Below are 13,551 nucleotides of genomic sequence, written 5' to 3' on the forward strand. Positions count from 1 at the left end.
GAGCCCCACCGCCAACCCCAGGATCAACCCCGTCTTCCGGTACGGCCACGGGGTTCTCCGGCCGGAGCTGAGGCGCCCACGCCGATCCTTTCCGGACGTCGGCCCCGCTCGGCCGCTCCGATCATCCTCGGACATCGGCCCCGTCTGGTCGCTCCGGTCGTTTTCGGTCAGCACTGGCCGTAGACCGCTGTCGCGAGCGCCTCGACGGCCCTGCCGGTGCGTGCCCCGAAGTTCAGCAGGACGCCGTCCTCCATGTCGACGATCCGCCGGTTGATCCCGGCCGGCGTCTGCGCCACGCCCGGCAGCTTGAGCAGCCCGTCCACCCCGCCGACCGAGTGCAGTCCCTCGGTCATCACCAGGATCACGTCGGGTGCCGCGTTGATCAGTCCTTCGCTGGTCAAGGGCCGGAACTTCTGGAGCCCCGCCTCGGTCCCGGCGTCCACCGCCCCGATCGCCTCGATCATCGCGTCCGACCCGGCGCCGTCCCCGCCGATCAGATACACCCCCGCCGTGCCCCGCACGTAGAGGAACGCGATCCGTGGCGGTGTACCGTCCTTCGGCGCCGACCCCCGTGCCGTGTCGATCTCCGATTGCACGCGGGCGACCAACCGCTCCCCGGCCTCGGCTACCCCGAGCGCACCGGCGACGGCCCGGATGTGCGCCGGAACCGCCTCCAGCGTCTGCTCGTCATCGACCATGACCACCGGAATCCCGGAGTCCCGGAGCTGCTGCAACACCGTCGCCGGGCCGATGCTGTCGTCCGCGATCAGCACCGTCGGGTTCAGCTTGAGGATCGCCTCCGTCGACAGGTCATGGCCCTGCGGTGTGACGAGGGGCAGCGCGGCCGCCGCCGGGAACGCGGTCGACGTGTCCCGGCCGATCACCCGGTCCCCGAGCCCGAGGCTGAAGACGATCTCGGCCAATGATCCGTACAGGTTGACGGCCAGGATCCGGTCGGCCGACCGGACCGTGACATCCCGCCCGTCCGCCGACTTCACGGTCACCGGCAGGTGCGGAACCGGCCGCGGGTCGAGCGGCGTGACGTCCTCGTCGGCCAGCTTCGCGGTGGTGACCCCGCAGCCGCCGGCCGTCTGCTCCGGCCCGACCTCGCTGACCGAGGTGCAGCCCGCGAGCGCCAGGCTCGCCAGCACGAGAACCCTCGCGACGATTCGCATGATCTCTCCCGTCAGTCTCTGCCGTCGGTCTCCGGCGGTCTCTCCCGGCAGGCGGCGCGGTTGCGGATGCGGCCGGCTCTGCCATCGGTCTCTCGTCAGCCGCTGCGGCGGCGGTTGCGGATACGGCCGGCGAGGCCGGTCACGAGGACCCCGACCAGGAACGCGCCGCCGATCGCCCACCAGTGGCCGAGCGGGGTGGCGCTGCTGGTGCGGCTCAGTGCCGGTTCGGCAGCGTCCAGGGCGACCACGGCGGCGGTGGCCGGCGGCCCGGCGGTGGCCAGCTTCCCGGTGGGCGGTCCGGCCGGGGTGCTCTGCTTTCCGGTGGGCCTGCCGCCGCCGGTCCCGGTCGCGGGCCCGCCGGTGACGGGCGCCGCGGTCGGTGCGGGATCGGCCACACCTGATTCCGGGGCCGCGATCCGCACCGGGATGCGCACATCCTGGGACCGGTCGCCGGTCCGGGTGTGATCATTGCGAGTCACCACGGCACAGCCGCGGACCGCGCAGTCGACGTCCCCGATCATCTGACCGACCCGGATCGAGACGCGGAAACTGCCGCCTCTCCCGTACGGCGTGGTCAGTCCCTCGGCATAGGACGGTGGATTCGACGAGATCCACACGGACGCCCCGGAACCGCCGGACATGTCAGCGCCGCCCCCACACGGCGACGGCATCACGCCGGGCCCGTTGTCCAGGCAGAACGCGACGTAGATGCCTTTGGTCTCGTCGTACCCCCGGCCGGTGACGGTGACCGTCTCGCCGGCTCGTTCGATGCCCTTGGTCTTGGAGACGGTCAGACGCTTCGCGGCGACGGCGGGTGTCCCGGTGACGGCGACGATCAGCAGTGCCATGGCGGCGACCGCCACCCGCGACCCGATCCGCATCGCGGCCTCCTCCAACGAATTCGATCTCACATGACCTTGATAGATCGCGAGAGTTAGGTGAGGCTACCCTAACTGAACCCGCAATCGTGGGTCACCGCCCTCTTCGGACCTCATCACTTCGAAGCTCATCGGAAGGAAAGAGCGTGGGCACACTGAACGGCTCGCATCGGGCCGCCCTGTTCGCGAGCGCCATCGCCCTCGGCGCCTCCACGGCGCTCACCGGAGTCACCCCGGCGTTCGCCGCGCCGGTCAACGTGGCCGGTGGCAGCCTGGACTGGGGCTTCAAGGCCTCGTTCCGGGCCTACGTCGGAGCCGGCAACGGCACCCCGCCGATCGCCGCCAGTAACGGGGCCGGCCGCAACACGGACGGCACCTTCGACTTCCCCGCCACCGGGGGCACCTACGACGCCGCAGCTGGCACCGCAACTGTCAGCTACGGCGGAACGGTCGTGTTCTCGTACCCCCTGCACATGTTCGAAATCACCGTCTCCAACCCGACCCTGGTCGTCGACGGTGACGGCACCGGCTCACTGCTGGCCGATGTGGACCTGATCGCCAACAACGGCACCACCGAGAGTCACCTCGACCAAGCGGAGATCGCCACCCTGGTGACCACCGCACCGACCGTGACGGACGGCGACGTCTCGTTCAACGCGCTCGCCGCGACGCTCACCGCGTCCGGGGCGTCCGCGTTCGCCGGCTTCTACCAGGCGGGCACCGCGCTCGACCCGGTGACCGCCACGGCATCGGACTCCACCACCCCGACCGACCCGACCGACCCGACCGATCCCACTGACCCGACGGACCCGACCGATCCGGCCGACCCCGGCACGGGCAACGGCTCGGCGGCGCAGACGATCAAGGCGGCCGTCAGTGGCGGCGCCCTGACCCTGACGTCGGCGGGCGCGGCCGTGAACCTGTCGGCGGCGTCGCCCGGTCAGACCGCGACCGGCGCCCTCAACGCCGTCACCGTCAGCGACCTGCGCGGCACCAACGCCGGCTGGGACCTGGTCGGCCAGGTCACCGAGTTCAAGTCCACCGGCGGCGGAACCATCCCGGCCGCGAACCTCGGCTGGACCCCGACCGCCCAGGTCGCGGCCACCAGCCTGGTAGCCGCGAACGGCGTGACCAACAAGGTCGCCGCGGGCGGTCCGATCGCTCCCGGCGCCGGACTCGGCACCAGCCGCACCCTGTGCAGCGCCGAGACCGGCAACAGCCTGGGCAGCGCCACCTGCGGCGCGGCCCTGAACCTCGGTATTCCGGAATCGAGCGCCGCCGGTGAGTACAGCGCCGTACTCACCTTGACGCTCGCCTGATCCCACGGCCCTGACCCGAGCCTTCGGCCCCTCGAGGCTCGGGTCCCGGGTCCGGTCGGGTCCGGTTCCGGCTTCCGGTTCGGTCTGGCTTCCGGTTCGGTCTGGCTTCCGGTTTGGTCTGGCTTCCGGTTCGGTCCGGCTTCCGGTTCGGTTCCGCTCGGTTCGGTTCCGCTCGGTTCGGTTCCGCTCGGTTCGGTTCGGTCCGGCTTCATTTCGTCCGGTTGGGCCACCGGTCGGATCCGGTCCGGTCCGGTTCGTGGTTCCGGTTTCCGGGCGAGGGAACCGGCCGGGAATTCCGCAACAATTCCCGGCCGGCCCGCCCCATCGTAAGGAGCAACATGACCGTCCGAGGCGTGCTGGCCGCGGTTCTTCTGCTGATCCTCGTTCCCGCCCCGGCGCGCGCCGCCCCCACCGGCCTGTCCGCCGTCGCACCGGGCACGTCGGATGTGCGCTGGTCGGTGCAGCCGTCGAGCGCCAAGGGCCCGGACGGCCGCGACTTCATCATCCGGCGGGCGGCTCCCGGCGAGACGCTCACCGACTACGTCGGTATCACCAATCTGACCACCCGGCCGCTGGCCTTCACCGTGTACGGCACCGACGCCTACAACACCGACGACGGTTCGTTCGCGCTGTTGCCGGCCGCGGAGAAGGCCACCGACATCGGTTCGTGGATCGGATTCGGCGCCGCGAAGTACACGGTTCCGGCGAACACCCGCCTGGACGTACCGTTCTCGATCAAGGTTCCGGTCGACGCCACTCCCGGCGACCACGCGGGCGGCGTGATCACGTCGATCGCCGAGGAGACGCTCGACGCCCAGGGCCAGAAGGTCCTGGTGGATCGCCGGGTCGCGGCCCGCGTCTACCTCACCGTCGCCGGTGCGGTCGCACCCACCCTCAAGATCGATACGGTACGGCTGGAGTACACCCAGTCCACGAACCCGACCGACGGCGGTGAGATGACGGTCCGTTACCTGGTCCGCAACACCGGCAACCTACGCCTCCGCGGCACCGGCGCGGTGCGGGTGACCGGCCCGCTCGGCTGGGAGTTGGCCCGCACCGAGGCCATGGCGATCCCCGAACTCCTACCCGGCGGCTCAGTGACCGTCACCGAGAAGATCATCGGACTCCAGCCGGCCGTCCGCCTCAACGCCGAGATCAGCATCGAACCGGCGAACTTCGACCAGAAACTCCCCGCCGTAACCCGCGGCACCACGGTCTGGGCGTGGCCATGGGCGCTGGTCGTACTGCTCTCCCTGGCCCTCCTGTACCTGATTTTCCGATTCATCCGCCACCGGTCGTCCCGGCGGCGGCCGAAGAACCTGCCCACAACACTGGACCCGGCCCCCGCGCAATGAGGATGATCAGTACGACATCGACGTCGTGTCGCCACCCGGTGACAACCGGTTCCCGCCACCCGCGGAACCGGTCCACGGCCTGGACGGGTTCACGGCTCGGACGGGTTCACGGCTCGGACGGGTTCACGGCTCGGACGGGTTCACGGCCCGGACGGGTCCACGGCCTGGACGGGTCCACGGCCCGGACAGGTTCACGGCCCGGACGGGTCCACCGCCCGGACAGGTCCCCGGCCTGGACCGGCAGAGGTTCCGGCTCGTGGACCGGCTTCGGGAACTCACCGACCGACTTCCCGACCGCGCCACCACTTCGATGATCAGGAAGGACGAGCCGACATGACCGAGTTCTCCACCCGCCTCCGCCGCGCCACCATGGTCGAGCACCGCGAGGCCGAGACCCGCGGCTTCATCTCCAGGCTGATGGCCGGCGACGTCCCGATGGCCGGTTTCGCCGCCCTGACCGCGCAGTACCTGGCCGTGTACCGGGAACTGGAGGCCGCCGCCGACCGGATGCGAGCCGGAGCCGGCCCCGCCGCGGGTTTCGCCGATCCGGCCCTGATCCGGGTCCCGTCCCTGGAGGCCGACCTGGCCCACCTGTACGGACCGGACTGGGAGTCGACCATCACCGTCCTGGATTCCACCCGTGCCTACGCCGACCGTCTCCGCGACTTGGCGGCCGGTTCGCCCACCCACTTCATCGCCCACCACTACGTCCGCTACCTCGGCGACCTCAGTGGCGGCCAGATGATCGGCCGAACCCTCTCCAACCTCTACGGCCTGGGCGAGGCCGGCACGTCGTTCTACCGCTTCGACAAGATCACCGACGCCCGCGCCTACAAGATCTCCTACCGGCAGCGCCTTGACGCTCTCACGCTCCCGGACGACGACGCGACCATCTTGATCGACGAGGCGCAGCTGGCTTTCCGCTTCAACGCGGCCGTCTTCGTCGAGTTGGGCACCCTCTACCCAGAGAATCCCGAAGACCTGGCCCCCGCCGCCTGACCCATCAGACCGCCCACCCCAAGACCGCGTCCGCTCACCAACGGCCCGCGCACGCCACGTCCCATCCTGACAACCGATCCGCACGGCCACCTCAGCCGCCGCGAGACAGCGGTCACGGCCAGCCGCGCAGGTCGGGCTGGTTGTCACCGTCGTCTCGGGTGGCGCGAGACAGCGGTCGCGGCCAGCCGCGCAGGTCGGGCTGGTTCTCGGCGTCGCTTCGGGAGGCGTGAGGCAGCGGTGGGAACCAGCTGGGGCAAGACCCCACTGCTGGATCCGCTTGGGCGTGGGGCTGGGCTGCCGATTGCACTCGGCAGCCGATTGCACGAGGGCCGCGGCCGGGTTTGGCTGACTATGCGGGCGCCAGGTCGGTCAGGGTGTGGAGCAGTTCGGAGATGGTGACCCGGTCGAGTTCGGCGAAGGGCTTGTAGTCGCTGTCGTTTCGGCGCCAGCGGTTGTCGCTTCCGGCGTACAGGAATATGTCGGTCAGCTCCTGATCTGCCGACATGTCGATGTATCCGATGGAGAAGCCGGGCTCGAACTCGACGATCAGCTCGCGGCCGGGATCGATCACCAAGCTGATGCTGCCTTGGTGGCCGGCGTCCTTCGGTGTCTCGCGCCGCCAGCCTCGACGCTCCAGGCTGAGCAGTCGGCCGGTCGGCACCTTGACACCCTGGAACCGGACCAGCCGACTGCTTCTGGCCTCCTCCTCGGTCAGCGTGAAGACGGGCCGGCCCAGCTGCGCGAACGGTTGCAGGATCTCGTAGTCAGCGAAGACCTCGGCCCACGCGGCGAGATCTTCTCCCAGATGAAGTGGGTGAGCGACGCCGATCACGGCGTCATCCGGCACCGTGGTCGTCTCATCGTCCACGGTGGAGAACGTCCGGTCCTCAGCGACTCGGAACGCACCGGCCGCCACCTCGGGCGCACCGGCCGCGACTTCGGGTGCGCCGACCGCCACCTCCGGTGTGCCGGCCACCGTCTCGGGAAGGGGTGGGTCGAAGCGGGCCCACACCAGGCGGCGGACCAGGTGCCACAGCAGCGGGTGGTCGATGAACAGGCGGCGGAACTCGGCGCCGGACCAGCGGCGGTTGGTGACCATCGCGTGTTCCAGGCGGCGCACCTGGTCGGCGGCGACCGTGCGGACGTCCTTCTTTAACCTGGTGAACCGCTGGTACGCGGCCGGGCCCAGGGCGGCGTCGTCACGGGCACCGGGCCTGGGCAGCGCTTTGAGTCGTTTGCCGGCGGGCTCGGCCACGTACGGCTGGAGGTGCTCGTCGAAGCCGACCACGAACTGCCGGGGGCCGTAGTCGAGCCGCAGGCTGCCGTCGGCGTCCAGGCCGAGATCGGGCACCAGGCGGTCGGCCAGTTGCTCGGCGGTCAGACCCAGGGTGGCGCCGATCTGGTCCATCTTCTGCACGGCGGCGTTCTTGAGACCGGTGAACTTCGACCGTTGCGCGATGGTGTGCAGGTGCATGAGGGCCACATCGGTTCCGATCGAGGCGAGCACCTGCAACCCGATGACCGACTTGTTGTGGCCGCTCTCTCCCGGCCAGGCGAGGATCAGCGGTGTGAGCCGGCGGACCGTGTCGTCGTCACCCAGGTGCCCGAGCGCCTCGAAGGCCCACCTCTCCTTCCAGACGGATCCGGACGTCTGCCACAACTCGAAGAGGCTCCACGCGAAGGCGGCGAGACTCGACGGCTCGCACGCCTCGCGAACCGCTGCCAGCTCCGGCGAGGGCGCGTCCAGCGGGGACAGCGCGAGCAGAACGAACAGATTCTCCACCGCCTCGCCGGGCAGCGACCCGGACCCGTCCCGCAGCAGGATCGGCTGGAGCACACCGGGCGTCGCCCACACCGGGACCGAGGGAATGGTGGACGGGTCGAGGGCGGCCGGATCGGTGTCGACGAGGGTCGCGACGGCGGCCGCGACCGCATCGCCGTAGCCCCGGGCGGCAGCTCGCACGGTCTCGGAGTGGCCGTTGGCATGCAGGGCGAGCAGCGCGCCCTCCGCCTGCCGCCGGGCCGGGCCGGGTTTGCCGAGCGCCGGTGGGATCAGGGCGCGGGCGGCCTCGGCCGGATGCCGGAGCAGCCACGCCAGCGCATCGTCGCCGACACCCTTGAGGCGGGCCAGCCAGTCGGCCATCAGCACCGCGATCCCCGGCGTCGCGAACGGCTGCAACGCCGGGGCGACATCGACCGGCGAGTGTGGCGCCAGGCTCAGCAGTGCCGCCAGCGTGTCGCTGCCGAACCGCGCGGTGATGAGGCGCATGTAGGTGCCGGCCATCCACGGGTCGTACGGCCGCCACGCCGCCAGCGCCGGGCGGGTGATCTCCTCGGCGGTGTCGAGGAAGAACAGGCACGCATCCCGCAGCGGCAGTTGGTTGCCGAGCACGGCCTGTCGCCGAACCTCCGGATCCCATCGGCCGTCGTGGTCATACCGCTGGAACGGCAGGGCCGCCCACTGCTCACGCTCGCCCGGCAACCAGCTGAAGGTCATCGGGTCGCCGCAGGTCAGGCCTTTGATGACGAGGGGTTTCACCGGTTCCGGGAGATGCCGCCACGGCGGGTCGGCGAGGACCGGGGGCACCGCGGAGAGCGGGGCGGCCGACACGGTGTCGGCTTCGGCGAGGATCTGCTCGACCCGCTCGGTGGCCTCCACGCCGAGGAGGGGGATGACCCGGCTCGCCAAGTCCCGGTGTTTCAGCAGGTGGCCGCGGAACAGGTCGGTGACGGCCGGATCCCCGGCGCTCTCGGCGAGCAGGCGCAGCGCCCGTGCCGGGTATCGCTCGGTGTTCTCCAGGAGGGCGCGTTTGGCGTATCTGGTGCCGATCCGCTCGATCAGGCCCCGGGTCACCTCGTCGCCGGGGAGCACGGCCAGCACCGAGAGCAGACGCCGCTGATCGTCGGCGAAATTGTAGGAGCCGTCCAACCAGCTGAACAGCATCGGAGCGGCGGCCCCACCGACCCCGTCGATCATGGTGACGAGCAGATTCATCGAGTTGATGAAGGCGTCCTGTTCGGCGATCGGCGCCAGCGCCGTCACGTCCTCCGCGGTGCCGGCCGCCAGGAGCAGCAGGGTCCCGAGATGGTCGTCACCCGCGGCGGCCGCCTCGTCGCGGTCCTGCTCGAACCAGGCCCGCTCCTCCGGGACGAGGACGGCGACCGCGGCACGGGCATGGGAACCCCTCGCACGGTACGGCCGGAGCGCATCCACCACCTCCGCATACGTGTGATCCGGGGCGGCCGCGAGCGCCTGGCGCACCCGCAGCAGAAGTCGGATCGCGGCAGAGGGATACCGGACCGGGTGCCGTTCGCCCGGTCGGCGGTGCCGCACACCCGGACGCTGGGCGTACGCGCTCAACGAGTCGTCGTCCACCACGATCAGCTCGTTCATCCTGACCGCGGCCTCGGCGGCGAACACCGGCCCACGCTCGCGGATCCACATGTCGGCGAAGCAGTTGGCCCAGTCGCTCGAGTCCCAGTGGCCGTGGTCGGCGGTGGCCACGACGGCGGCCGCTCCCAGCGGGGTCGCATCCGGCTCACCGGCCAGCCAGGCGAGTCCCTCCCGGCGGGTCTCCTCCTCGGTGGTGGGCGCCTCGAGAACGGCCACGGTCCGCTGCGAGTGCCGCGCTAGCTCGGCCTCGGCGGCGGTGCGAGCCTTGGCGCTCGGCGTGAACTTGCCGACCCCGGCACTGCCGCGACGTGGTGTGCGCGACCGGGCCCAGGCCTGCGGAAGAACAAGAACGTCCTCATCAACGAGCTCCCCAACGGCCGAGCCGGAGGCAACCGGGCGGGAGGCAATCGGGCTGGAGGCGGCCGGGCCGGAAGAGACCGGGATGGGAGTGGCGGCCGACGTGGACGGGCCGGTCGTCTCCGCGTACCCCTTGCGCAGTTTTTCGTTGATCAGCTTTGTCTCGTGTGCCGCGGCGGCAGTCTCGTCGGCCAGGGTTTTGACACTGCTCTGGCCCTGCGTGCCGATCCGGCCGAACCGGACCGTGACCGCACAGCCGGCCCGGCTGATCTCCCAGAACTTGGCCGAGCTGCCCTCGACGAACTCGAAACTCCGCATGGCGCGCACATTAGCGACCGGGTCCGACAAAGATCTGGAGATCATCTGAGCGCTGCGGGATCAGGTGGTGAGGTCGGTGAGGTCGCGGAGAAGCTCTGAGACGGTGACCGGGTCGAGGCGGTCCAGGGCGACGTGCCCCTTGCCGTTGTGGCTCCAGCGGTGTGCGGTGCCTCTCTGCAACCAGACGTCCTTCAGTTCCTGCTCGGGGAAGTAGCCGATGCCGCCGGCCGCGATGCCGGGCTCGAAGTCGACGATGATCTGCATGCCGTCGCCGACGGCGACTTCGAGGCGGCTCTGCACACCGGCGTCCTGCGGTGCCTCCCGGTGCCAGCCGCGCCTCTCCATGCCGAGCAGTTTCGTCGCCGGCACCTTCGTGCCGTGGAACCGGATCAGGCGGCCGGCCCGCAGATCGCCCTCGGCCAGGGCGAACACCTCCCGACCCAGCTGGGAGAACGGCTGGAGGATCTCGTAGTCGGCGAACACCTCGCCCCACGCCGCGACCTCCCCACCAAGATGCAGCGGGTGCGCCACCCCGACCACGGCGTCGTCGGCGAGCGTGGTCTCCTCGTCGTCCACGGTGGAGAGTGTGCGGTCCTCGGCGACCCGGAACGCCCCGTCCGGGGTGCCGTCGGCGTCGAAGGTGACCCAGACCAGGCGCCGCACGATGTGCCACAGCAGCGGATGGCCGGCGAAGAGCCGGTGGAACTCGGCACCGGTCCACCTGCGGTTGGTGACCATCGCCCGCTCCAGACGGTGGACCTGGTCGGCCGCGATCGTGCGGACGTCCTTCTTCAGGCCGGTGAACCGCTGGTAGGCGGCCCGCGCCAGGACAGCGTCGTCCCGCACCCCCGGCTTCGGCAACGTCTTGAGGGTCTTTCCGGCGGCATCCGTGACGTACGGCCGGAGCTGCTCGTCGAACCCCACGACGAACTGCCGGGACCCGTAGTCGAGGCGCAGACTGCCGTCCACGTCGAGCCCGAAGTCGGGCACCAGCCGGTCGGCCAGTTGCTCGGCGGTCAGCCCGAGCCCGTCCGCGACCGACGCCATCATCTGCTGCGCCGCGTGTTTAAGGGCGCTGAACTTGGCGCGCTGCGCGATGGTGTGCAGATGCATGAGGGCGACGTCGCTGCCGATCCGGGCCAGCACGTGCAGCCCGGTGATCGCCCGGTGGTGGCCGCCCTCGCCCGGCCAGGCCAGGATCAGCGGGGACAGCCGGCGAACCGTGTCGTCGTCGCCGAGCAGGCCGAGCGCGTCCAGGACCCAGCTGTCCTTCGACGGTGAACCGGCCGCCCGCCATTGCTCGAAGAGGCCCCACGCGAACGTGGCGAGAGTGCCCGGCTCGCATGCGGCACGCACCTCGGCCACGCCGGCATGCGGGGTCTCCAGCCGGGACATCGCCAGTACGGTGATCAGGTTGGTGACCGGCGCCGCGGGAAGTGCGCCCGCGCCGGCCCGCAGGAGCACCGGGTGGAGTGCGTCCACCGCCGTCCAGCCCGGGACCGGGGGGATCTTGACGGGGGCGAGGGTGGCCGGGTCGGTGGCGAGCAGAGCCTCGACGGCGGCCGCGGCCTCCGCCCCGTATCCCCGGGCGGCCTCGCGCAGCACGTCGACGTCGTCGTTGTCGCGGATCGCGAGCAGTGCGGTCTCGGCCTGCCGCCGGGCCACACCGGCCTTGCCGAGCGCCGGGGGGATGAGGGCGCGGGCCGCGGCGGCGGGATGCCGGCGCAGCCAGTCGAGGGCGTCCTCGCGGACCGTCTTGAGCCGGGACAGCCAGTCCGCCATCAGGGTGGCCACCTGCGGTGACGTGAACGGCCGGAACAGTCCGGCGGTCTCACCCGGCGCGCGCCTGCCGAGCGCCAGGAACATCGGCAGCGCATCGGTCCCGAACCGGGCGGCGACCGGGCGCAGGTAGCTCTCCGCCGCCCACGCCTCGTCGGGGCGCCACTCGGCCAGGGCCCGGCGGGCCAGGTCGTCCGGCAGCTCGAAGAGGAAGGCGACCGCCTCGCGCAGCGACAGCTGGTCGGGGATCACCGCGTTGCGGGGGATCCGCGGATCGCGGACCACGGTGGGGGTGTAGTTGCGGGCCGTCAACGCGCCCCATCGCTCGCGCTCACCTTTCGCCCAGACGGTCGCGGGTGGGTCGTCGCAGGTGAGGCCGGTGACGATGATCGGTTCGGCGCGCTGGGGTGTCCTCTTCCACGGCGGGTCGGCGAGCACCCCGGGCACCGCGGCCAGTGGAGCCGGGGCGACCGGGGTGGCGTCGGAGAGGATCTCGCGGACCCGGTCCGCGGCCGCCGGGCCGAGCTGGGGCACGACCTGGGCGGCGAGGGCGCGGTGCTTCAGCACATGGCCGCGGAGCAGGCCGGAGGCGCCGTGGCGGCCGGTGGACGCGGCGAGCAGACGCAGGGCCCGGGCCGGGAAACGGTCGCTGTGGGTCACCAGGGCGGGGGTGACGTATCTGGCGTCGGCGCGCTCGATCAGGCCGGCGGTGACCTCGTCACCGGGAAGGACGGTCAGTACCGACAGCAGACGTCTGCGGGCGTCCGCCTCCCCGGCCGCGTCCAGCCACTGGAACAGGGCCGGGGCCGCGGCCGGGCCGACTCCCTCGACCAGCGTGGCGAGCAGGCCGATCGAGCCCGTCATGATGTTCGCATCGGCCAGAGGCAACAGCTGCCGCACGTCCTCCCCGGTCGACGCGGCGGTCAGGAGCAGCGCCGACAGATAGGGGTCGGCCAGGCGCACCGCGTCCGCCCGGTCCTGCTCGAACCAGTCGCGCCGCTCCGGGAGCAGCACGGACGTCGCGGAGCGGGCGAACAGGACGGCCTCCCGGTAACCCTCCAGAGTGGCCACCACCCGGGCGTGATCCTCCTCGGGGGCGGCCGCGAGCGCGTGCCGGACCCGGAGCAGTGCCTGCATCGCGGGATCCGCATACCACCCCGGGCGGGTCTCGTAGGGGCGCAGATGGCGCACGCCCGGCGAGTGGCCGGGCCGGCGGCCCGTGGACGGTGGCGCGTTGTCGTCGATCACGGTCAGCGCCATCAGCGTGATCGCGGCCTCGGCGGCGAAGGGCAGCCCCCGCTCGGCGATCCACACGTCGGCGAACGGATTCGCCCACTCGTCGCCGGCCCATCGATACGAATACGCGGTGGCGGCGACGGCGGCCGCGCCCAGCGGAGGGGCATCCGGTGAACCGCTCAGCCACTGCCTCGCGACATGGCAGGTGGACTCGGCGGTCGTCGGCGCGCCGAGCACCCGGTCGAGATGGGTTCGGGCGTCGACCAGCTTCGCATCGACGACGCCGCGCGCCTTCGGATCGGGGGCGAACATGCCCACCCGCGAGCCACCCCGGCGTGGCGACCGATGCCGCAGCCAGGCGGACGAAAGCACCAGCGCGTCCTCATCCACAAAGACCGGAACAGCCGAGGCGAAGGCGGGAGCAGCCGAGGTCGAAGCAGAGGCGACCGAGGCCGGAGCGACCGGAGCGGGAACGGGCGAGGCGGCGGTCGTCTCCACGTACCCCTTGCGGAGTTTGTCGTTGATCAGCTTCGTCTCGTGGGCCACCGCGGTGGTCTCGTCGGGCAGCGTCTTGACGCCGGTCTGCCCCTGCGCGCCGATCCGGCCGAACCGCACGGTGACCTCGCTGCCCTCGCGCGAGATCGCCCAGAACTTGGCCGAGCTGCCGTCGACGAACTCGAAACTCCGCATGGCGCGCACAGTATCGACAGGGTCCGACAAGATTTGAAGATCATGCGATCA

Annotated in this window: 7 protein-coding genes; 3 read left to right on the forward strand and 4 right to left on the reverse strand. The window is 71.2% G+C overall.

The window, feature by feature from the left end; all coding sequences use genetic code 11:
• Positions 1-167: 167 nt before the first annotated feature.
• Both BC793_RS20975 and BC793_RS20980 read right to left on the reverse strand, forming a co-directional pair.
• The gene (locus BC793_RS20975) at positions 168-1,175 is read right to left on the reverse strand and encodes a heme/hemin ABC transporter substrate-binding protein (RefSeq protein ID WP_109594789.1); all 1,008 of its coding nucleotides are present in this window, start codon (positions 1,173-1,175) and stop codon (positions 168-170) included.
• Positions 1,176-1,270: 95 nt separating this feature from the next.
• Positions 1,271-2,056, reverse strand: a complete 786-nt coding sequence (locus BC793_RS20980) for a hypothetical protein (protein ID WP_146246373.1) — start codon at positions 2,054-2,056, stop codon at positions 1,271-1,273.
• Positions 2,057-2,199: 143 nt separating this feature from the next.
• Here BC793_RS20980 and BC793_RS20985 point away from each other — a divergent pair, with 143 nt between their 5' ends.
• The 3 genes from BC793_RS20985 (at position 2,200) to BC793_RS21000 (ending at position 5,726) form a co-directional block, all read left to right on the forward strand.
• Positions 2,200-3,372, forward strand: a complete 1,173-nt coding sequence (locus BC793_RS20985; protein ID WP_109594793.1) for an HtaA domain-containing protein — start codon at positions 2,200-2,202, stop codon at positions 3,370-3,372.
• 338 nt (positions 3,373-3,710) lie between these two features.
• Positions 3,711-4,727, forward strand: a complete 1,017-nt coding sequence (locus BC793_RS20990; protein ID WP_146246374.1) for a WxL protein peptidoglycan domain-containing protein — start codon at positions 3,711-3,713, stop codon at positions 4,725-4,727.
• A 333-nt stretch (positions 4,728-5,060) separates the two neighbouring features.
• Complete coding sequence (locus BC793_RS21000) at positions 5,061-5,726, forward strand: biliverdin-producing heme oxygenase (protein WP_109594798.1); 666 nt, start codon at positions 5,061-5,063, stop codon at positions 5,724-5,726.
• Between the two features lie 349 nt (positions 5,727-6,075).
• On the opposite strand, the gene BC793_RS21005 is transcribed toward BC793_RS21000, so the two are convergent.
• The gene (locus tag BC793_RS21005; RefSeq protein WP_109594800.1) at positions 6,076-9,795 is read right to left on the reverse strand and encodes a DUF4132 domain-containing protein; all 3,720 of its coding nucleotides are present in this window, start codon (positions 9,793-9,795) and stop codon (positions 6,076-6,078) included.
• A gap of 60 nt (positions 9,796-9,855) precedes the next feature.
• Complete coding sequence (locus BC793_RS21010) at positions 9,856-13,500, reverse strand: DUF4132 domain-containing protein (RefSeq protein ID WP_109594802.1); 3,645 nt, start codon at positions 13,498-13,500, stop codon at positions 9,856-9,858.
• Positions 13,501-13,551: the final 51 nt, after the last annotated feature.

It is taken from the genome of Actinoplanes xinjiangensis (genome assembly GCF_003148685.1).
Lineage (GTDB): Bacteria > Actinomycetota > Actinomycetes > Mycobacteriales > Micromonosporaceae > Actinoplanes > Actinoplanes xinjiangensis.

Bases quoted from the DNA above. Each gene is read 5' to 3' on its own strand.
- BC793_RS20975 (WP_109594789.1), bottom strand. From the start codon at position 1,175: ATGCGAATCGTCGCGAGGGTTCTCGTGCTGGCGAGCCTGGCGCTCGCG.
- BC793_RS20980 (WP_146246373.1), bottom strand. From the start codon at position 2,056: ATGCGGATCGGGTCGCGGGTGGCGGTCGCCGCCATGGCACTGCTGATC.
- BC793_RS20990 (WP_146246374.1), top strand. From the start codon at position 3,711: ATGACCGTCCGAGGCGTGCTGGCCGCGGTTCTTCTGCTGATCCTCGTT.
- BC793_RS21000 (WP_109594798.1), top strand. From the start codon at position 5,061: ATGACCGAGTTCTCCACCCGCCTCCGCCGCGCCACCATGGTCGAGCAC.
- BC793_RS21005 (WP_109594800.1), bottom strand. From the start codon at position 9,795: ATGCGGAGTTTCGAGTTCGTCGAGGGCAGCTCGGCCAAGTTCTGGGAG.
- BC793_RS21010 (WP_109594802.1), bottom strand. From the start codon at position 13,500: ATGCGGAGTTTCGAGTTCGTCGACGGCAGCTCGGCCAAGTTCTGGGCG.